Origin of the sequence: Streptococcus sp. CL9.43, from assembly GCF_049737935.1 — a bacterium.
In the GTDB taxonomy this organism is placed as follows: Bacteria; Bacillota; Bacilli; order Lactobacillales; family Streptococcaceae; genus Streptococcus; species Streptococcus infantis_I.
The window spans coordinates 253,958-274,143 of record NZ_JBKOTS010000002.1; the positions used below are offsets into that span (position 1 = coordinate 253,958).

Below are 20,186 nucleotides of genomic sequence, written 5' to 3' on the forward strand. Positions count from 1 at the left end.
ATTTTATTAAGGGGGAACCCCATTTGATTTCATTCTATCACTTTTGCTAGGCTTTGTCACGGATATACCTTCGGGATAAATATGTAAACGTTTTACACGTGTTGTTAGACTGTAAAATAGTCCAAACTATGGTATAATATATGTAATTACTAATAGTGAAACGAGGCATTTGTTAATGCAAGATAAAAATTTAGTGAATGTCAATCTGACCAAGGAGATGAAGACTAGCTTTATCGACTACGCCATGAGTGTAATCGTATCGCGTGCTCTTCCTGATGTTCGTGATGGGTTGAAACCTGTTCATCGTCGTATTTTGTACGGAATGAACGAATTAGGAGTTACGCCTGATAAACCTCATAAAAAATCTGCCCGTATTACAGGGGACGTAATGGGTAAATACCACCCACACGGTGATTCATCTATTTACGAGGCTATGGTCCGTATGGCACAATGGTGGAGTTATCGCTACATGCTTGTAGATGGACATGGAAACTTTGGTTCCATGGATGGTGATGGTGCTGCCGCGCAACGTTATACCGAAGCTCGTATGAGCAAGATTGCCCTTGAAATGCTTCGTGATATCAATAAAAATACCGTTGATTTTGTTGATAACTATGATGCCAATGAGCGCGAACCGGTAGTTTTACCAGCTCGTTTCCCAAATCTATTGGTAAATGGTGCTACAGGTATCGCCGTTGGTATGGCGACCAATATTCCACCTCATAATTTAGGTGAAACCATTGATGCTGTTAAACTCGTCATGGATAATCCTGAAGTTACAACTAAAGATTTGATGGAAGTTTTGCCTGGTCCAGATTTTCCAACCGGTGCCCTAGTTATGGGGAAATCAGGTATTCATAAAGCATACGAGACAGGTAAGGGATCTATTGTTCTTCGTTCTCGAACAGAAATCGAGGAAACAAAAACTGGTCGTGAACGTATCGTTGTTACTGAATTCCCATATATGGTCAACAAAACCAAAGTGCATGAACATATTGTGCGTCTGGTTCAAGAGAAACGTATTGAAGGAATTACAGCTGTTCGTGATGAATCTAACCGTGAAGGTGTTCGCTTTGTTATTGAAGTTAGACGCGACGCATCAGCTAATGTTATTTTGAACAACTTATTCAAGATGACTCAGATGCAGACTAGCTTTGGTTTTAACATGCTTGCTATCCAAAATGGTGTTCCAAAGATTTTATCGCTTCGCCAAATCTTGGACGCATACATTGAGCACCAAAAAGAAGTTGTGACTCGTCGCACTCAATTTGATAAAGAAAAAGCTGAGGCGCGTGCACATATCTTGGAAGGTTTGTTAATTGCTCTGGATCATATTGATGAAGTCATTCGTATCATCCGTGCCAGTGAGACTGATGAAGAAGCTCAATCAGAATTGATGAGCGAGTTCAAACTATCTGAACGTCAAAGCCAAGCAATCCTAGACATGCGTCTCCGTCGTTTGACTGGCTTGGAGCGTGATAAGATTCAATCTGAATATGATGACCTCATTGCTTTGATTGCCGACTTGGCAGATATTCTTGCAAAACCAGAACGTGTTGCGCAAATTATCAAAGAAGAACTTGATGAAGTGAAGCGCAAATTTGCTGATAAACGTCGCACAGAGTTGATGGTGGGAGAGGTTTTGACGCTCGAAGATGAAGACTTAATTGAAGAATCTGATGTTCTCATCACACTATCGAACAAAGGCTACATCAAACGTTTGGATCAAGATGAATTCACAGCTCAAAAACGTGGTGGACGTGGCGTACAGGGAACAGGAGTCAAGGATGATGACTTTGTCCGTGAGTTGGTTTCTACTAGCACCCATGATCACTTGCTTTTCTTTACCAACAAAGGTCGTGTCTATCGTTTGAAAGGTTATGAAATCCCAGAATATGGTCGTACAGCCAAGGGATTGCCAGTAGTTAACCTCTTGAAACTGGATGAGGGAGAAAGCATCCAAACTATCATTAATGTCGAATCAGAACGTAGTGATGATGCATACATCTTCTTTACGACTCGAGCAGGTATTGTTAAGAGAACTAGCGTTAAAGAATTTGCCAACATTCGTCAAAATGGTCTAAAAGCCTTGAATTTGAAAGATGAGGACGAATTGATTAATGTTCTTCTTACTCAAGAAGATACTGATATCATTATCGGTACTAAGTTAGGCTATGCAGTTCGTTTCAACCAGTCATCCGTTCGTAGCATGAGTCGTAGTGCTACTGGTGTTAAAGGGGTAAATCTTCGTGAAGGAGATGCTGTAGTTGGAGCTAGAGTAATTACTGACCAAGATGAGGTCCTCATTATCACCGAAAAAGGATATGGTAAGCGTACAGTTGCCACTGAATATCCAACTAAAGGTCGTGCTGGTAAAGGTATGAAAACCGCTAATATTACAGATAAGAATGGTCATCTTGCAGGTCTTCTAACAGTAAAAGGTAACGAAGATTTGATGGTTATCACAGATACCGGTGTCATGATTCGAACAAATGTTGCCAATATTTCACAAACTGGACGTTCAACTATGGGAGTAAAAGTTATGCGTCTAGATGAGAATGCTAAGATTGTAACCTTTACAACAGTTGCGGCAGCTGAGAAAGAAGAAGTTGGGGCAGAAAACGAAACAGAAAGTGAAGAATAATGTCTCAAAAAAGAATAAAAAGTAAAAAAAATAAGCGTAAGAATCTACTGATTAATATTTTGGCTGGATTTCTAATCCTTTTGTCTCTAGCTTTGATTTTTAATTCGAAGATACGTGATGTAATTATGATTTGGAATACCAATAAATATCAAGTAAGTCAGGTTTCAAAAGAGGAAATTGAGGAAAATAAAACTGCTACTGGAAATTTTGATTTTGACTCTGTAAAATCCTTATCTTCAGAGGCAGTACTTTCAGCTCAGTGGAATTCCCAACAACTTCCAGTGATTGGGGGTATTTCTATTCCAGAACTTGAAATGAATTTGCCTATTTTTAAGGGGCTTGATAATGTGAACCTGTTCTATGGTGCTGGAACGATGAAAGCTAATCAGGTTATGGGGCAGGGAAATTATTCATTGGCAAGTCACCGTATTTTTACTGGTAAAGATGCAGATCAGAAGCTATTTTCACCCCTAGCACGTGCTACTAATGGAATGTTCATTTATCTAACAGATAAAGAAAAAGTTTATAAATATGAAATAGTAGAAGTCAAAAAGGTAACTCCAGATCGCATCGATGTTATTGAAGACAGAGAAGGGATTGACGAGCTGACTTTGGTAACCTGTGAAGATGCTAATGCTACAGAACGGATAATTGTTAAAGCAAATTTGAAGGAAGTTAAAGACTATTTACAAGCTTCTCCAGAAATATTGCAATCATTTACTAAACCATATAAACAGTTTTATGAATAGTAGAAGAGGTTGGGACAAAAGAGCCCGACCTCATTTTTTATTAGCAATCAAACTTTGACGCGGTAGCTGATTGAACTTTTTGTTCGTCTTTTAGACTCCAAAAAGCTCCTAATCATCCTCGCGGGGCTGGGACTACGAAATCGAGACTTTGTCTATCGATTTCTGTCCCACCGCCTTTTCTTGTCAATTTCAGAAAATAGATAAGGTAAAGACTTTTCAATTTTTCTAAAAAGTAGTATAATGTTACTATTATAGAAATTTTTAGAAAATTCCAAAAGAGGTTTGTTATGGGATATACAGTTGCTGTTGTCGGTGCTACAGGTGCCGTTGGTGCTCAAATGATCAAAATGTTGGAAGAATCAACTCTTCCAATCGATAAGATTCGCTACCTTGCGTCTGCACGTTCTGCAGGAAAGGTCTTGCAATTCAAGGGTCAAGATGTAACTATTGAAGAAACAACAGAAGAAGCTTTTGAAGGAGTTGATATTGCTCTTTTCTCAGCTGGTGGTTCAACTTCTGCAAAATACGCACCTTATGCTGTTAAAGCAGGGGCAGTAGTAGTAGATAACACTTCTTATTTCCGTCAAAACCCAGATGTGCCATTGGTTGTTCCAGAAGTAAACGCCCATGCTCTTGATGCTCATAACGGGATCATCGCATGTCCTAACTGTTCAACTATTCAAATGATGGTAGCTCTTGAACCAGTTCGTCAAAAATGGGGCTTAGACCGTATCATCGTTTCTACTTATCAAGCTGTTTCAGGTGCTGGTATGGGAGCTATTCTTGAGACACAACGTGAATTGCGTGAAGTATTGAATGATGGTGTAAATCCACGTGATTTGCATGCGGAAATCTTGCCATCAGGTGGCGATAAGAAACATTATCCAATTGCTTTTAATGCCCTTCCTCAAATTGACGTCTTCACTGATAATGACTATACTTATGAAGAAATGAAGATGACAAACGAAACTAAGAAAATCATGGAGGACGATAGCATTGCCGTTTCAGCAACTTGCGTGCGTATTCCTGTCTTGTCAGCTCACTCTGAGTCTGTTTACATTGAAACAAAAGAAGTGGCTCCAATCGATGAAGTCAAAGCTGCGATTGCTGCCTTTCCAGGTGCAGTTCTTGAAGACGATGTGGCTCACCAAATCTATCCACAAGCTATCAATGCGGTTGGTTCTCGTGATACCTTTGTTGGTCGTATCCGTAAAGACTTGGATGCTGAAAAAGGGATTCATATGTGGGTGGTATCTGATAACCTTCTCAAGGGTGCTGCTTGGAACTCAGTTCAAATTGCAGAGACTTTACATGAACGTGGTTTGGTTCGTCCAACTACAGAATTAAAATTTGAATTGAAATAGGGAGCAAAACAGAAATCAGTAACTCTAAGAGTTTGATTTCGTAGTTTTGCCCCCGCACAGTTGATTAGTAAGTACGAATGTTGTAAACATGAGTAGTTCCAATCAACCACTGCGTTATGAAACAGAAGTCAGTAACTCGAAGAGTTTGATTTCTTCCTCTTATTTTATGTACAGAACAGGAGGCAAAGGCAAGTATGCCCCAGCCTCTTTCTTATATAGAGAAAGGTTTTTTCTATGGCTTATCAAGATTTAAAAGATTGTAAAATTATCACTGCTTTTATTACCCCTTTTCATGAAGATGGGTCAATAAATTTCGACGCTATTCCAAAGTTGATTGAACATTTATTGGCACATCATACAGACGGAATTCTCTTGGCGGGGACGACTGCTGAGAGTCCGACTCTTACTCACGATGAGGAGTTACAGTTATTTGCAGCTGTTCAGAAGGTTGTTAATGGCCGTGTTCCTTTAATAGCTGGTGTTGGTACTAATGATACACGAGACTCTATTGAGTTTGTCAAAGAGGTAGCGGAGTTTGGTGGTTTTGCGGCTGGTCTTGCGATTGTTCCTTACTACAATAAACCATCTCAAGAAGGTATGTACCAACACTTTAAAGCTATTGCAGATGCTTCTGATTTACCCATCATTATCTATAATATTCCAGGCCGTGTAGTAGTAGAATTGACTCCAGAAACTATGCTTCGCTTAGCGGAACATCCAAATATCATTGGTGTTAAGGAATGTACTAGCCTTGCAAATATGGCTTATTTGATTGAGCACAAACCAGAAGAATTCTTGATCTACACTGGTGAAGATGGAGATGCTTTCCATGCTATGAACCTTGGTGCTGACGGGGTTATCTCTGTTGCTTCTCATACCAATGGTGATGAAATGTATGAAATGTTCACTGCGATTGACGAGAGTGATATGAAGAAAGCGGCAGCTATTCAACGTAAGTTTATTCCCAAGGTTAATGCTCTCTTCTCATACCCAAGTCCTGCACCTGTTAAGGCAGTCCTCAACTATATGGGATTTGAAGCTGGTCCAACTCGTCTACCATTGGTTCCTGCGCCTGAAGAGGATGCTAAGCGCATCATCAAGGTTGTTATTGACGGAGACTACGAAGCAACTAAAGCGACTGTCACTGGAGTTCTTCGACCTGATTACTAAGATAAGAAAGATAAATAGAAACTTCCTACAAGTAAAAATTGTTGGGAGTTTTTTTCTTTTTCTACGAATATATAAATAGAGAGAGAAAAAAGGAGTCGATCATGAAGATTAAGATTGATAATTTTGAGATTTATAAGTTAAAGCAAGCAGGTTTAAGTAATCAGCAAGTACTGAAAGTACTTCAATACGGAGAAATTTATGATCAAGAATTGAGTTTAGAGACAATCGCTGAAGCATCTGAGTGTCGTAATCCAGTCGTTTTTATGGAGCGGTATCATAAACTGACTTTTGAAAGCATGGAACGCCTGAAGAAAGATTTTGAAAAGTTCCCATCATTTTCAATTTTGGATGATGTTTATCCCATTTCACTCAGTGAAATTTATGATGCACCTGTTTTGTTTTTTTATAAAGGAGATTTAAATCTCTTGAAATTACCAAAGGTTGCTGTTGTTGGTAGTCGCTCTTGTAGTCAGACCGGAACCAAATCAGTCCGTAAAATCATTGAAGAATTGGAAAATGAATTAGTTGTGGTGAGTGGACTTGCTAGAGGAATTGATACAGCAGCCCATATGTCTGTTCTACAAACTGGGGGCAAAACGATTGGCATTATTGGGACTGGTTTAGATGTCTATTATCCACGCTCCAATAAACGCCTTCAAGAATATATTGGAGAACAACATTTGCTTTTAAGCGAGTACGGTCCAGGAGAAGAACCTTTGAAATATCATTTTCCTGCTAGAAATCGAATTATTGCGGGATTGTGTCGGGGAGTCATCGTTGCAGAAGCTAAAATGAGATCTGGTAGCTTAATCACTTGTGAGCGTGCCATGGAGGAAGGTAGAGATGTCTTTGCGATTCCAGGTTCCATTTTAGATGGACGCTCAGACGGCTGTCATCATTTAATCCAAGAAGGAGCAAAACTAGCAACATGTGGGCAGGATATACTAGCAGAATTTGAATTTTAATGAATGAAATGATTTCATTTTACAAACTTTTCTTCTATTATATAGGTGTTATGTCTTGACAGGTTTTTAAAAATGGTTTACACTTTATAAAGTTTAATTACTTTGAGAAGGTGTGATACTGTGGTAACGGCAACCAAAAAGAAAAAATCAACAAGTAAAAAAAATCTTGTGATCGTAGAGTCGCCTGCTAAGGCGAAAACGATTGAAAAATATCTAGGACGTAATTATAAGGTTTTAGCCAGCGTAGGACATATTCGTGATTTGAAAAAATCAAGTATGTCAGTTGACGTGGAAAATAATTACGAACCGCAATATATCAATATTCGTGGGAAAGGTCCTCTCATCAATGATTTGAAAAAAGAAGCTAAGAAAGCTGATAAAGTCTTTCTTGCAAGTGACCCGGACCGGGAAGGGGAGGCTATTTCATGGCATTTAGCGCATATTTTGGATTTAGACGAGAATGATACCAACCGTGTTGTTTTCAACGAGATTACCAAAGATGCAGTAAAAAATGCCTTTAAAGAACCTCGTAAAATCAATATGGATTTGGTAGATGCCCAACAAGCCCGTCGTGTTTTAGACCGTTTAGTGGGATATTCAATTTCACCAATTCTTTGGAAAAAGGTTAAAAAAGGCTTATCAGCAGGACGTGTTCAGTCTGTTGCTCTTAAGCTAATCATTGATCGGGAAAATGAAATCAATGCCTTCCAACCAGAAGAATATTGGACGATTGATGGTGTCTTTAAAAAAGGTACCAAGCAATTCCAAGCTTCTTTTTATGGAATGAATAGCAAGAAGATGAAGTTGACTACCAATGATGAAGTCAAAAAAGTTTTATCTCATTTGAACAGCAAGGATTTTACAGTTGATCAAGTAGATAAAAAGGAAAGAAAGCGTAATGCTCCTCTTCCATATACAACGTCTTCTATGCAGATGGATGCTGCTAACAAGATTAATTTCCGTACTAGAAAGACTATGATGGTTGCTCAGCAACTCTATGAAGGAATCAATATTGGTACAGGTGTCCAAGGTTTGATCACCTATATGCGTACGGATTCTACTCGTATCAGTCCAGTTGCTCAGAATGAAGCAGCAAGTTACATCAATGAACGTTTTGGTAGTAAGTATTCTAAACATGGTAGCAAGGTGAAAAATGCCTCTGGCGCTCAAGACGCTCACGAAGCTATTCGTCCTTCAAGTGTCTTTAATACACCTGAGAAAATTGCTAAGTATTTGGATAAAGATCAGCTAAAACTTTATACCCTTATCTGGAACCGCTTTGTAGCGAGTCAAATGACTGGTGCAATTTTTGATACCATGGCTGTTAAACTTTCGCAAAATGGTGTTCAATTCGCGGCGAATGGTAGTCAGGTTAAGTTTGATGGTTATTTAGCCATTTACAACGATTCTGATAAAAATAAGATGCTGCCTGATATGGAAGTAGGAGATGTGGTCAAACAGGTAAATAGCAAACCTGAACAACATTTCACACAACCACCGGCACGATATTCTGAGGCTACTTTGATTAAGACCTTGGAAGAAAACGGAGTTGGACGTCCATCTACCTATGCTCCAACCATTGAAACAATCCAAAAACGTTACTATGTAAGACTAGCATCTAAACGCTTTGAACCAACTGAACTAGGTCAAGTCGTTAACAAGCTGATTGTTGAATACTTCCCAGACATTGTTAACGTGAAATTTACCGCTGAAATGGAAGGTAAACTGGACGATGTTGAGGTCGGAAAAGAAGAGTGGCAACGGGTTATTGATGAATTTTACAAACCATTCTCTAAAGAGGTCGCAAAAGCTGAAGCAGAGATGGAAAAAATTCAAATTAAGGATGAGCCAGCTGGATTTGACTGTGAAGTTTGTGGCAGTCCTATGGTGATTAAGATTGGACGCTTCGGTAAGTTTTACGCATGTAGTAATTTTCCAGATTGTCGACATACGCAAGCTATTGTCAAAGAAGTCGGTGTTACATGTCCAAATTGTCATCAAGGGCAAATTATCGAACGTAAAACCAAACGTAATCGTATTTTCTATGGATGCAATCGTTATCCAGAATGTGATTTTACTTCTTGGGATAAACCTGTTGGACGTGATTGTCCTAAATGTGGTCATTTCCTCATGGAGAAAAAAATCCGTGGTGGCGGAAAACAGATCGTATGTAGCAATGGTGACTACGAAGAAGAAAAGATTAAATAAAATTAATTAGGGCTGAAATGATAATTTCAGCTCTTTTTAATTTAAACTTGACAGATTTTATCTTTTTATGCTTAACTAGAAGAAGATTATTCTTACTTAGGAGCAGATATGCGCATTATTTATCTTTGCATTGGATTCATTTCTTTAGCTTTGGCAATCGTTGGAGTTGTCTTGCCACTATTACCGACAACACCCTTTCTCTTGTTGTCAATTGCTTGTTTTTCAAAATCTTCTAAACGTTTTGAAGATTGGCTCTATCATACCAAGCTCTATCAAACCTATGTTGCGGACTTTAGAGAAACTAAATCTATTGCGCGTGATCGAAAGAAAAAGATTATCGTATCGATTTATATTTTGATGGGAATCTCGATTTATTTTGCTCCGCTCTTACCTGTAAAAATTGCTTTAGGCTGCTTAACAGTATTTATAACCTATTATCTCTTTAAGGTAATACCAGATAAAGAATAGCTAAAAAAGTCATGATTTTCCTTGATAAAAAGTAGGGGTTACTTAAAACAATATGATATAATAATATCAAAGAAAGCTTCAAGGAGTATCAAATGATTTACGAATTTTGTGCTGAAAATGTAACCTTGCTTGAAAAGGCTATGCAAGCTGGAGCTCGCCGTATTGAGCTCTGTGATAATTTAGCAGTTGGTGGAACAACTCCAAGCTACGGAGTGACAAAGGCAGCTGTGGAACTGGCGGCCGACTACGATACGACCATTATGACTATGATTCGCCCGCGTGGTGGTGATTTTGTCTACAATGATTTAGAAGTTGCTATCATGCTTGAGGATATTGCTCTAACTGCTCAAGCAGGAAGCCAAGGCGTTGTCTTTGGTGCATTGACTGCTGATAAGAAGTTAGACAAGGCCAATCTTGAAAAATTAGTTGCTGCATCTAAAGGTATGGAAATTGTTTTCCATATGGCATTTGATGAATTGAGCGAACAGGATCAGTTAGAAGCTATTGATTGGCTTAGCCAGGCTGGTGTAACACGCATCCTCACTCGAGCTGGTGTATCTGGCGACTCGTTAGAGAAACGCTTTTCTCACTATCATAGAATTCTAGAACACGCTGCAGGAAAAATTGAAATTTTACCTGGTGGGGGGATTGACATGGATAACCGTCAAACCTTTATCGATCAATTAGGTGTGACACAATTACATGGAACAAAGGTTGTCTTTTAAAAAATAGAAAGGAACTGCTAGCTTTTGGTAGCAGTTTTCGCTTATGTTTGAAATTTTTAAAGCCTATCAATTTAATAGAAAAAAGGCTAAAGAGTATGGATTTGTAGAAAAACAAGGTGTATGGACCTATAGTTGCCAGATTTTGCAAGGTGACTTTGTCATGACTGTATCCATCACTGCTGATAATGTGAGCTTTCAAGTCTTTGACCAGGAGACTGGTGACCTCTATCCTCAAGTTCATATGGAAAGTATGAGAGGTACTTTTGTCGGAAGCGTTCGAGAGGCTTGTTTAGAAGTTCTTTATGACATTCGAAAGGCTTGTTTTGAGGTACAGGAATTTCTCTATCCACAGACCAAGAGAATCATGGCGCTTGTTCAAGCAAAGTATGGCAATCAGCTGGAATATCTATGGGAGAAATCACCTGATACGGCTGTTTTGCGCCATGAAGATAACCAGAAGTGGTATGCTATTTTAATGAGAATTCCTTTGGATAGGCTAGATAAGGGGAGAGAAGGGCTAGTGGAAGTAGTCAACCTCAAACACGACCAAGTAGCTGACTTGCTTTCACAAAACGGAATTTATCCAGCCTTTCATATGAATAAACGCTATTGGATTAGTATTCCACTCGATGACACTCTAACTGACGAAAAGGTGCTTGAATTATTTGAGAGAAGTTGGTTTTTGACTTCTAAGAAATAAATAAACATATTTGAGTTTTCAAATACTTTCAATTCGCAAAATATTCTTTATTGAAGAAATTTTCAGAAAATATTGGATTTTTTCTTGACAAGTGATTTTTCCTATGCTAGAATACTAAACAAGACATCAAACAAAGGAGAAAGCCAAACATGAAAACAGCTAAGTTTAATCAATTTGCTTTGTTGTTGAGGTACTCGGACTAGTGCAAAAGCATTAGTCCTGTTTGGCTTACCAAGCGGGAGTAAATCAACATCTCGCTTGGAACTCCGAGCGAGATGTTTTTTCTATATCGAAAATGTGAAGGGAGAATTCTCATGCGTGTAGTTGAGTTTTTAGATACCAGTCTCCGAGATGGTGAGCAGACACCAGGTGTCAATTTTTCAATAAAGGAAAAGGTTGCTATAGCAAAACAGCTTGAGAAATGGGGTATTTCAGCAATCGAAGCTGGTTTCCCAGCTGCTAGTCCAGATTCATTTACAGCTGTTCAAGAAATTGCTAAGGCTATGAAAAAAACAGCAGTGACAGGCTTAGCTCGTTCTGTTAAATCAGACATTGACGCTTGTTATGAAGCACTAAAAGATGCAAAGTATCCTCAGATTCACGTCTTTATCGCTGCCAGTCCGATTCACCGTAAGTATAAGCTTAATAAGAGTAAGGAAGAGATTTTGGAAGCGATCAGTGAACATGTTTCCTATGCACGGAGTAAGTTTGAAGTAGTAGAATTCTCTCCAGAAGATGCGACTAGAACTGAGCTGGACTTTCTCCTACAAGTCGTTCAAACTGCGGTTGATGCGGGTGCGACTTATATCAATATTCCTGATACAGTAGGTTTTACAACTCCAGAGGAATACGGAAGTATCTTTAAATATCTGATTGATAATGTCCAAACTAATCGTCAGATTATCTATTCTCCTCACTGTCATGATGACCTCGGAATGGCAGTAGCAAATAGCCTTGCTGCTGTAAAGAATGGTGCAGGACGTGTAGAAGGAACCATTAACGGGATTGGAGAACGAGCTGGAAATGCTGCTTTAGAAGAAATAGCAGTAGCCCTCAATATTCGCCAAGATTATTACCAAGCAGAGACAAGTATCGTTCTTAACGAAACCATCAATACTTCTGAAATGGTCTCTCGCTTCTCAGGAATTCCAGTTCCCAAAAATAAGGCAGTTGTCGGTGGAAATGCCTTCTCTCATGAATCAGGTATTCACCAAGACGGAGTCCTTAAAAACCCACTTACCTATGAAATCATCACCCCAGAGTTGGTGGGTGTTAAAAGTAATAGTCTTCCGCTTGGAAAATTATCTGGTCGCCATGCCTTTGTAGAAAAACTGAGAGAACTGGCCTTAGACTTCACAGAAGAGGATATCAAGCCACTCTTTGACAAATTCAAATCACTTGCAGATAAGAAACAAGAAGTCACAGACGCGGATATTCGTGCTCTAGTAGCTGGAACCATGGTTGAAAACCCAGAAGGCTTTCACTTTGATGATTTACAACTTCAAACTCATGCAGAAAATGAAATTGAAGCGATTGTCAGATTGGCTAATTTGGATGGTGAGAAAGTCGACTTTAATGCGACTGGACAAGGTTCTGTTGAGGCTATCTTTAACGCTGTTGACAAATTCTTTAATCAATCTGTTCGCCTGGTATCCTACACCATTGATGCGGTAACGGATGGAATCGATGCTCAGGCTAGAGTCTTAGTTACTGTTGAAAACAAAGATACAGAAACCATCTTTAACGCGGCAGGGCTTGACTTTGATGTACTAAAGGCCTCAGCTATTGCTTACATCAATGCCAATACTTTTGTTCAAAAAGAGAATACCGGAGAGATAGGTCCAAATGTTTCCTATCGCGACATGCCTAGTCTTTAAAGGAGAATACCATGACAAAGAAAATTGTTGCCCTAGCAGGTGATGGGATTGGACCAGAAATCATGGAAGCTGGTTTAGAAGTTCTAGCATCTATATCCGAAAAAACAGGCTTTGACTATGAGATAGATAGAAGACCTTTTGGAGGTGCAGGTATTGATGTTACAGGACACCCCTTGCCAGACGAAACGCTCAAGGCTACTAGGGAAGCGGACGCTATTCTCCTTGCTGCAATCGGTAGTCCTCAGTATGATAATGCTACAGTTCGACCCGAACAAGGGCTTTTGGCACTCCGCAAGGAACTTAATCTTTATGCCAATATTCGTCCAGTTAAAATTTTTGATAGTCTTAAGCACTTATCGCCTCTCAAACCTGAACGAATTGCTGGTGTTGACTTTGTTGTAGTACGTGAGTTGACAGGTGGGATTTACTTTGGTGATCATATCCTTGAAGACCGAAAAGCGCGTGATATCAATGACTATACCTATGAGGAAGTGGAGCGTATTATTCGTAAGGCTTTTGAAATAGCAAGAAGTCGGAGAAAAATCCTAACCAGTATTGATAAGCAAAATGTTTTGGCAACATCAAAACTTTGGCGAAGAGTGGCTGAGGAAGTCGCAAAAGATTTTCCAGATGTAATCCTGGAGCACCAGTTGGTCGACTCAGCTGCTATGCTCATGATTACCAATCCAGCCAAGTTTGATGTTATCGTGACAGAGAATCTTTTCGGAGATATCCTCTCAGACGAATCAAGTGTTCTATCTGGTACACTTGGGGTTATGCCATCAGCCAGTCACTCTGAGAATGGACCGAGTCTCTATGAACCCATTCATGGTTCGGCGCCTGATATCGCAGGCCTAGGAATCGCCAATCCTATTTCTATGATTTTATCAGTTGCTATGATGTTGCGAGATAGTTTTGGACGATATGAGGATGCTAAGCGTATCGAAGATGCAGTTGAAGCAACTTTAGCTGCCGGAATTTTAACGAGAGATATAGGAGGACAGGCTTCGACCAAGGAAATGACAGAAGCCATCATTGAAAGACTATGAAGATAAATGAAGGAATTACTTTTGCTATTTTGATTTGGAATCTATTGGTATTTATGATTTATGGTATTGACAAATCCAAAGCAAGAAAAGGTGCTTGGCGCATCCCGGAAAAATATTTATTATCATTTGCATTCTTATGTGGTGGTTTTGGTGCTTGGTTGGCAGGTGTTACCTTTCACCACAAGACTAGAAAATGGTATTTTAAAACGGTTTGGTTCCTAGGGATAGTGACTACACTAGTAATTTTGTATTTGATATGGAGGTAATGAATGGAAGGAAAATCGATTTTTGATAAATTATGGGACCTCCATGTGATTACAGGAGAAGAAGGGCAGCCTCAACTCATGTATGTAGATCAGCACTATATTCACGAAGTGACCAGTCCTCAAGCTTTTCAAGGATTGCGAGATACAGGTCGCAGATTGAGACGACCAGACTTGACATTTGGAACCTTTGACCACAATGTTCCGACAGTTAATATCTACGATATACGTGATGTAATCTCCAAAGCACAGATTGATAAGTTAGCTGAAAATGTTGAAGAGTTTGGAATCGAACATGCTGCCCACGGTTCAGAAAAGCAAGGTATCGTTCATATGGTTGGTCCAGAAACAGGAAGAACACAACCTGGGAAATTCATTGTCTGTGGTGATAGCCATACTGCAACTCATGGAGCTTTTGGAGCGATTGCCTTCGGTATTGGAACCAGTGAGGTCGAACATGTCTTTGCAACCCAAACCATTTGGCAGGTTAAACCCAAGAAAATGTTGGTGGAATTCACAGGAGTTCCTCAAAAAGGGGTTTATTCCAAAGATTTCATTCTAGCCTTGATTGCCAAGTACGGTGTCGCTTGTGGTGTTGGCTACGTGGTGGAGTATCGAGGTCAGGCCATTGATGCACTTAGCATGGAAGAACGTATGACTATCTGCAATATGTCCATCGAATTTGGTTCCAAAATGGGAATTATGAATCCAGATCAGAGGACTTATGATTATTTGAAGGGTCGAGAGTGTGTTCCCAAGGATTTTGCTGCAGCAGTATCTGATTGGAAAAGACTGGTTAGTGATGAAGATGCCGTTTATGATAAGGTTATTCGTTTGGATGTCTCAGAATTAGCTCCTATGGTGACTTGGGGTACTAATCCTGCTATGGGTGTTGATTTTGATTCTAGTTTCCCAGAAATTACGGATATGAATGATGAACGAGCCTATCATTACATGGATTTGCAACCAGGTCAAAAACCAGCAGATATCCAACTAGGCTATGTCTTTATTGGTTCTTGTACCAACGCTAGACTTAGTGATTTGCAACTGGCGGCTCGCTTTGTAGAAGGGAAGAAGATCGCCCCTAACTTAACAGCTATTGTGGTACCTGGTTCTCGACCAGTCAAGCGAGCTGCTGAGAAGTTGGGCTTGGACAAGGTTTTTCTAGATGCTGGTTTTGAATGGAGAGACCCAGGCTGCTCCATGTGCCTCGGGATGAATCCTGATAAAGTACCAGATGGTGTTCATTGTGCCTCAACTAGCAACCGTAACTTTGAAGATCGACAGGGCTTTGGTGCTAAGACTCATCTCTGTAGTCCAGCTATGGCAGCTGCGGCAGCAATCGCAGGGCGATTCGTAGATGTACGGCAAATGCCAGAAGCTCAGTAAGGAGAGGATATGGAGAAATTTACAGTTTATACAGGAACAACCGTTCCTCTCATGAATGATAACATCGACACCGACCAAATTCTTCCCAAACAGTTTCTGAAGTTGATTGACAAGAAAGGCTTTGGTAAGTACCTCATGTATGCTTGGCGTTATCTGGATGATAACTACACTGAGGATCCAGATTTTGTCTTTAATCGGCCAGACTACCGTAAGGCTACTATCCTTATCACGGGAGATAACTTCGGGGCTGGTTCTTCGAGGGAGCACGCAGCTTGGGCATTAGCAGATTATGGTTTTAAGGTCGTAATTGCAGGATCTTTCGGTGACATTCATTACAATAATGAACTCAATAATGGCATGTTGCCAATTGTTCAACCAAGGGAAGTTAGAGAAAAACTCGCCCAGCTCCAACCAACTGATCAAGTGACGGTTGACTTGGAACAACAAACAATCATCTCACCAGTTGGGGAATTCACTTTCGAAATTGATAACGAATGGAAACACAAGCTCTTAAATGGTTTGGATGATATCGGTATTACCATGCAGTACGAAGATTTAATTGCTGCTTATGAAAAACAACGCCCAGCCTACTGGCAGGATTAGAAAAAATATAGAAAAGGAAATAGAACTATGACAAAACACATTCAATGGGACGGAACACTTTCACAAGAAGGCTACGACATTTTAAAAGGTGAGGGCGGATGTATCGTTTGTCCTACTAAAGTCGGTTACATTATCATGACTAGTGACAAGGCTGGACTTGAGCGTAAGTTTGAAGCCAAAGAACGTAACCGTAACAAACCAGGTGTTGTCCTCTGTGGTAGCATGGACGAGCTATGCGCTTTAGCACAGCTAAATCCTGAAATCGAAGCTTTCTATCAAAAACATTGGGACGAAGATATTCTCCTTGGTTGTATTCTTCCTTGGAAACCAGAAGCTTTTGAAAAATTGAAAGCATACGGTGATGGACGTGAAGAACTCATGACAGACGTTCGTGGTACTAGCTGTTTTGTCATCAAGTTTGGTAAAGCTGGTGAACAATTAGCTGCCAAACTTTGGGAAGAAGGGAAAATGGTCTACGCTTCATCTGCAAACCCTTCTGGAAAAGGAAATCGTGGTAAAGTGGAAGGAATTGGGGAGCGTATCGAAGGAGCAGTGGATCTTGTCATCGAAGCAGACGACTATGTTGCTTCAATCCAGCCAGACAAAACAGTTGAAACTCGCTACGAGCAAGGTGTGATGGTGTCTATGGTTGATAAAGACGGCAAGCTCATTCCAGAACAAGGTGGAGCATGTTCAACTTCACCAGCACCAGTTGTGATTCGTAAAGGACTTGACATCGATAAAATCATGATGCATCTGTCAGAAACCTTTAACTCATGGGACTACCGTCAAGGGGAGTATTATTAAGACTAAACATAAATTAGAGAGTCTATAAACTCTCTATTTTTTGTGAAATAACGAGTAAAATCCGAACATAATAATTTTAATGTTTCAAAATGTTTGACAAAAACTTTACCTTAGTTTATAATCTTTAAAGGAAACGTCGGAAAAGACGTAGTGATGCGAAAGCATAGGTAGGTCATTATAAAAGAAACGAGACATCGAAATGTTAAACGAATTTCCGATTTTTGACTATGAAGATATTCAGCTAATTCCTAATAAGTGTGTTCTTAAAAGTCGTGCAGAAGCTGACACACAAGTAACACTAGGGAAGCACACCTTTAAATTACCAGTTGTTCCTTCTAATATGCAAACTATCTTGGATGAAGATGTTGCAGAACAACTTGCAAAAGGTGGTTATTTCTATATCATGCATCGCTTCGATGAAGCTGGACGCATTCCTTTTGTGAAACGCATGCATGAAAAAGGGTTGATTGCATCTATCTCTGTTGGTGTTAAAGATTACGAATATGATTTTGTTAGTCAATTAAAGGAAGATGCTCCAGAGTACATCACTATTGATATTGCTCATGGACATGCCGACAGCGTGATTTCAATGATTCAGCACATTAAGAAAGAATTGCCAGATACCTTTGTCATCGCCGGTAACGTTGGTACTCCCGAGGCAGTTCGTGAACTTGAAAATGCTGGAGCAGACGCTACTAAGGTCGGGATCGGTCCAGGTAAAGTATGTATTACTAAGGTTAAAACTGGTTTTGGTACTGGTGGTTGGCAGTTAGCAGCTCTTCGCTGGTGTGCTAAGGCTGCGCGTAAACCGATTATTGCCGATGGTGGTATCCGTACACACGGAGATATTGCCAAGTCAATCCGCTTTGGTGCAAGTATGGTTATGATTGGTTCTTTATTTGCAGGCCATATCGAAAGCCCTGGTAAAACTGTCGAAGTCGATGGGAAACAATTTAAAGAATACTATGGTTCCGCTTCAGAATACCAAAAAGGTGCCTATAAGAATGTCGAAGGTAAGAAAATTCTTCTTCCTGCCAAAGGACATTTACAAGATACCCTAACTGAAATGGAACAAGATTTGCAAAGTTCGATTTCTTATGCTGGAGGTCGAAAGGTAGCTGATCTTAGACATGTGGATTATGTGATTGTCAAGAACTCTATCTGGAATGGAGATGCTCACTAAAAATATGATTACTTATTTATGTCGCGAATTGGCGTGGCGTTTCTACAAGGTACCGTAAATACCTAACAATGAGTAAGTCGAAGAGAGATTAAAGAAGCAGGAATATCTGTTTCAATCTTTCTAAGGGGCTTACTATGTAAGTCCCTTTTTATTTCGGAGGTTATTGTGAAATTACTAGAGGAACGTATTTTAAAAGATGGGAATATTCTAGGTGAGAATATTCTTAAGGTGGATTCTTTCTTAACTCACCAAGTTGATTATAAGTTAATGCGCGAGATTGGCCGCACCTTTGCAGAATATTTTAAAAATGCAGGTATTACCAAAGTCGTAACCATTGAAGCATCTGGAATTGCTCCAGCTCTATATGTTGCAGAACAATTAGATGTACCTATGATTTTTGCTAAGAAGGCAAAAAATATTACCATGAATGAAGGAATTTTGACTGCTGAGGTTTATTCTTTCACTAAGCAAGTTACTAGTACCGTATCCATTGCAGGGAAGTTCTTATCTCCAGGAGATAAAGTATTAATTATTGATGATTTCTTGGCTAATGGTCAAGCAGCTAAAGGTTTGATTCAGATTATCGAACAAGCTGGTGCTACAGTCGAGGCCGTCGGGATTGTAATTGAAAAATCATTCCAAGATGGTCGTGAACTGTTAGAAAAATCAGGTCATCAGGTAGTATCACTTGCTCGTTTAGAGCGTTTTGAAAATGGAAGAGTTATCTTCAAGGAGGCAGAAATCTAATGAATCAAAAAGAAAACCACTCAAAAGCGGCCGTATTGGGCTTGCAACACTTACTTGCTATGTACTCAGGTTCAATCCTGGTACCAATCATGATTGCAGGTGCCCTAGGTTACTCACCTCAACAACTGACATACCTTATCTCTACAGATATCTTTATGTGTGGTGTTGCAACTCTATTGCAGTTACAATTAAATAAATATTTCGGTGTCGGTTTACCGGTTGTTCTGGGTGTGGCCTTTCAGTCTGTTGCTCCACTTATTATGATTGGACAAAGTCACGGTAGTGGTGCTATGTTTGGTGCCTTGATTGCTTCTGGTATTTATGTCGTTCTTGTAGCAGGTGTATTTTCTAAGATTGCTAATCTGTTCCCTTCAATCGTAACAGGTTCTGTCATTACAACAATCGGATTAACCTTGATTCCAGTAGCTATCGGAAATATGGGAAATAACGTCGAAAAACCAACGGGACAAAGTCTAGCATTAGCAACAATCACTATTCTTATCATTCTCTTGGTTAATATCTTTACAAAAGGTTTTATTAAGTCAATTTCTATTTTGATTGGTTTGATTGCAGGTACTATCATCGCTGCGACTATGGGCTTGGTTGATTTCTCTCCAGTAGCAGAAGCTCCACTTGTTCATATCCCAACTCCATTCTACTTTGGTGCTCCACAATTTGAGATTTCTTCTATTGTAATGATGTGTATTATCGCTACTGTATCAATGGTAGAATCAACTGGTGTATATCTTGCCCTTTCTGATATTACTAAAGATCCAATCGATAGCACTCGTCTCCGTAATGGTTATCGTGCTGAAGGTCTTGCTGTTTTACTTGGTGGACTTTTCAATACCTTCCCTTATACAGGATTTTCACAAAACGTAGGTTTGGTGAAACTTTCAGGTATTCGTACCCGTTTACCGATTTACTACGCTGGTGGTTTCCTCATCTTACTTGGTCTCTTGCCTAAGTTTGGTGCCTTGGCACAGATTATCCCAAGTCCAGTTCTTGGTGGAGCCATGCTCGTCATGTTTGGTTTTGTTTCTCTACAAGGGATGCAAATCTTGGCACGTGTGGATTTCGAACATAATGAACACAATTTCCTCATTGCAGCAATTTCTATTGCTGCTGGGGTTGGATTAAACGGAAGCAACCTCTTCAATACTCTACCAACAGAATTACAAATGTTCTTCTCAAATGGTATCGTCATTGCAAGTACAGTGGCCATCATTTTGAACGCTATTTTGAATCGTAAAAAATAAAAATAAATGAGAAGGA

At 39.7% G+C, this 20,186-nt stretch carries 18 protein-coding genes and 1 riboswitch; all 18 genes read left to right on the plus strand.

Going from position 1 to position 20,186, the window contains the following annotated elements:
- The first annotated feature begins 175 nt into the window (after positions 1-175).
- The 18 genes from gyrA (at position 176) to ACLNCS_RS04670 (ending at position 20,170) form a co-directional block, all read left to right on the plus strand.
- Positions 176-2,644: a DNA gyrase subunit A gene (gene gyrA / locus ACLNCS_RS04585; protein WP_424847454.1), complete on the plus strand. Its 2,469-nt coding sequence runs from the start codon at positions 176-178 to the stop codon at positions 2,642-2,644.
- Positions 2,644-3,393 carry a class A sortase gene (locus ACLNCS_RS04590; protein WP_424847456.1) on the plus strand — a complete coding sequence of 250 codons (750 nt, stop codon included), beginning with the start codon at positions 2,644-2,646 and terminating at the stop codon, positions 3,391-3,393. Before gyrA ends, ACLNCS_RS04590 begins: the two co-directional genes overlap by 1 nt.
- Positions 3,394-3,680: 287 nt before the next feature.
- Positions 3,681-4,757 (plus strand): aspartate-semialdehyde dehydrogenase, encoded by a 1,077-nt coding sequence (locus tag ACLNCS_RS04595; RefSeq protein ID WP_223332945.1) that lies wholly within the window; start codon positions 3,681-3,683, stop codon positions 4,755-4,757.
- A 234-nt stretch (positions 4,758-4,991) separates the two neighbouring features.
- Positions 4,992-5,927: a 4-hydroxy-tetrahydrodipicolinate synthase gene (gene dapA / locus ACLNCS_RS04600; protein WP_424847459.1), complete on the plus strand. Its 936-nt coding sequence runs from the start codon at positions 4,992-4,994 to the stop codon at positions 5,925-5,927.
- 107 nt (positions 5,928-6,034) lie between these two features.
- Positions 6,035-6,892 carry a DNA-processing protein DprA gene (gene dprA / locus ACLNCS_RS04605; protein ID WP_424847620.1) on the plus strand — a complete coding sequence of 286 codons (858 nt, stop codon included), beginning with the start codon at positions 6,035-6,037 and terminating at the stop codon, positions 6,890-6,892.
- Between the two features lie 120 nt (positions 6,893-7,012).
- Complete coding sequence (topA, locus tag ACLNCS_RS04610; RefSeq protein WP_074324153.1) at positions 7,013-9,100, plus strand: type I DNA topoisomerase; 2,088 nt, start codon at positions 7,013-7,015, stop codon at positions 9,098-9,100.
- Positions 9,101-9,208: 108 nt separating this feature from the next.
- Positions 9,209-9,568, plus strand: a complete 360-nt coding sequence (locus tag ACLNCS_RS04615) for a YbaN family protein (protein WP_070677300.1) — start codon at positions 9,209-9,211, stop codon at positions 9,566-9,568.
- A 92-nt stretch (positions 9,569-9,660) separates the two neighbouring features.
- The gene (locus ACLNCS_RS04620; protein WP_070677303.1) at positions 9,661-10,293 is read left to right on the plus strand and encodes a copper homeostasis protein CutC; all 633 of its coding nucleotides are present in this window, start codon (positions 9,661-9,663) and stop codon (positions 10,291-10,293) included.
- Positions 10,294-10,336: 43 nt separating this feature from the next.
- Positions 10,337-10,993 carry an MmcQ/YjbR family DNA-binding protein gene (locus ACLNCS_RS04625; protein ID WP_424847461.1) on the plus strand — a complete coding sequence of 219 codons (657 nt, stop codon included), beginning with the start codon at positions 10,337-10,339 and terminating at the stop codon, positions 10,991-10,993.
- A gap of 314 nt (positions 10,994-11,307) precedes the next feature.
- Positions 11,308-12,870: a 2-isopropylmalate synthase gene (locus ACLNCS_RS04630; RefSeq protein WP_070677309.1), complete on the plus strand. Its 1,563-nt coding sequence runs from the start codon at positions 11,308-11,310 to the stop codon at positions 12,868-12,870.
- 11 nt (positions 12,871-12,881) lie between these two features.
- A complete protein-coding gene (gene leuB, locus ACLNCS_RS04635) occupies positions 12,882-13,919 on the plus strand; it encodes a 3-isopropylmalate dehydrogenase (RefSeq protein ID WP_070677312.1) in 1,038 nt (345 codons plus the stop codon).
- Complete coding sequence (locus tag ACLNCS_RS04640; protein ID WP_070677316.1) at positions 13,916-14,185, plus strand: DUF1294 domain-containing protein; 270 nt, start codon at positions 13,916-13,918, stop codon at positions 14,183-14,185. The genes leuB and ACLNCS_RS04640 overlap by 4 nt, the downstream gene beginning before the upstream one ends.
- A 3-nt stretch (positions 14,186-14,188) precedes the next feature.
- A complete protein-coding gene (gene leuC, locus ACLNCS_RS04645) occupies positions 14,189-15,571 on the plus strand; it encodes a 3-isopropylmalate dehydratase large subunit (RefSeq protein WP_414312054.1) in 1,383 nt (460 codons plus the stop codon).
- Between the two features lie 9 nt (positions 15,572-15,580).
- Positions 15,581-16,174 carry a 3-isopropylmalate dehydratase small subunit gene (gene leuD / locus ACLNCS_RS04650; protein WP_070677321.1) on the plus strand — a complete coding sequence of 198 codons (594 nt, stop codon included), beginning with the start codon at positions 15,581-15,583 and terminating at the stop codon, positions 16,172-16,174.
- A gap of 27 nt (positions 16,175-16,201) precedes the next feature.
- Positions 16,202-16,981 carry an L-threonylcarbamoyladenylate synthase gene (locus ACLNCS_RS04655; protein ID WP_424847465.1) on the plus strand — a complete coding sequence of 260 codons (780 nt, stop codon included), beginning with the start codon at positions 16,202-16,204 and terminating at the stop codon, positions 16,979-16,981.
- Positions 16,982-17,180: 199 nt separating this feature from the next.
- The gene (gene guaC, locus ACLNCS_RS04660) at positions 17,181-18,164 is read left to right on the plus strand and encodes a GMP reductase (RefSeq protein ID WP_070677326.1); all 984 of its coding nucleotides are present in this window, start codon (positions 17,181-17,183) and stop codon (positions 18,162-18,164) included.
- Positions 18,157-18,253: riboswitch (purine riboswitch) on the plus strand. It overlaps the preceding gene by 8 nt.
- Before the next feature lie 76 nt (positions 18,254-18,329).
- A complete protein-coding gene (locus ACLNCS_RS04665; protein ID WP_006151911.1) occupies positions 18,330-18,911 on the plus strand; it encodes a xanthine phosphoribosyltransferase in 582 nt (193 codons plus the stop codon).
- On the plus strand, positions 18,911-20,170 hold the full coding sequence (locus tag ACLNCS_RS04670; RefSeq protein ID WP_070677329.1) for a nucleobase:cation symporter-2 family protein: 1,260 nt from the start codon (positions 18,911-18,913) through the stop codon (positions 20,168-20,170). The genes ACLNCS_RS04665 and ACLNCS_RS04670 overlap by 1 nt, the downstream gene beginning before the upstream one ends.
- Positions 20,171-20,186 lie beyond the last annotated feature (16 nt).

Excerpts from the sequence above, each read along its gene's own strand:
- gyrA (WP_424847454.1), top strand. The coding sequence starts at position 176 with ATGCAAGATAAAAATTTAGTGAATGTCAATCTGACCAAGGAGATGAAG.
- ACLNCS_RS04590 (WP_424847456.1), top strand. The coding sequence starts at position 2,644 with ATGTCTCAAAAAAGAATAAAAAGTAAAAAAAATAAGCGTAAGAATCTA.
- ACLNCS_RS04595 (WP_223332945.1), top strand. The coding sequence starts at position 3,681 with ATGGGATATACAGTTGCTGTTGTCGGTGCTACAGGTGCCGTTGGTGCT.
- dapA (WP_424847459.1), top strand. The coding sequence starts at position 4,992 with ATGGCTTATCAAGATTTAAAAGATTGTAAAATTATCACTGCTTTTATT.
- ACLNCS_RS04615 (WP_070677300.1), top strand. The coding sequence starts at position 9,209 with ATGCGCATTATTTATCTTTGCATTGGATTCATTTCTTTAGCTTTGGCA.
- ACLNCS_RS04620 (WP_070677303.1), top strand. The coding sequence starts at position 9,661 with ATGATTTACGAATTTTGTGCTGAAAATGTAACCTTGCTTGAAAAGGCT.
- ACLNCS_RS04625 (WP_424847461.1), top strand. The coding sequence starts at position 10,337 with ATGTTTGAAATTTTTAAAGCCTATCAATTTAATAGAAAAAAGGCTAAA.
- ACLNCS_RS04630 (WP_070677309.1), top strand. The coding sequence starts at position 11,308 with ATGCGTGTAGTTGAGTTTTTAGATACCAGTCTCCGAGATGGTGAGCAG.
- leuB (WP_070677312.1), top strand. The coding sequence starts at position 12,882 with ATGACAAAGAAAATTGTTGCCCTAGCAGGTGATGGGATTGGACCAGAA.
- ACLNCS_RS04640 (WP_070677316.1), top strand. The coding sequence starts at position 13,916 with ATGAAGATAAATGAAGGAATTACTTTTGCTATTTTGATTTGGAATCTA.
- leuC (WP_414312054.1), top strand. The coding sequence starts at position 14,189 with ATGGAAGGAAAATCGATTTTTGATAAATTATGGGACCTCCATGTGATT.
- leuD (WP_070677321.1), top strand. The coding sequence starts at position 15,581 with ATGGAGAAATTTACAGTTTATACAGGAACAACCGTTCCTCTCATGAAT.
- ACLNCS_RS04655 (WP_424847465.1), top strand. The coding sequence starts at position 16,202 with ATGACAAAACACATTCAATGGGACGGAACACTTTCACAAGAAGGCTAC.
- guaC (WP_070677326.1), top strand. The coding sequence starts at position 17,181 with ATGTTAAACGAATTTCCGATTTTTGACTATGAAGATATTCAGCTAATT.
- ACLNCS_RS04670 (WP_070677329.1), top strand. The coding sequence starts at position 18,911 with ATGAATCAAAAAGAAAACCACTCAAAAGCGGCCGTATTGGGCTTGCAA.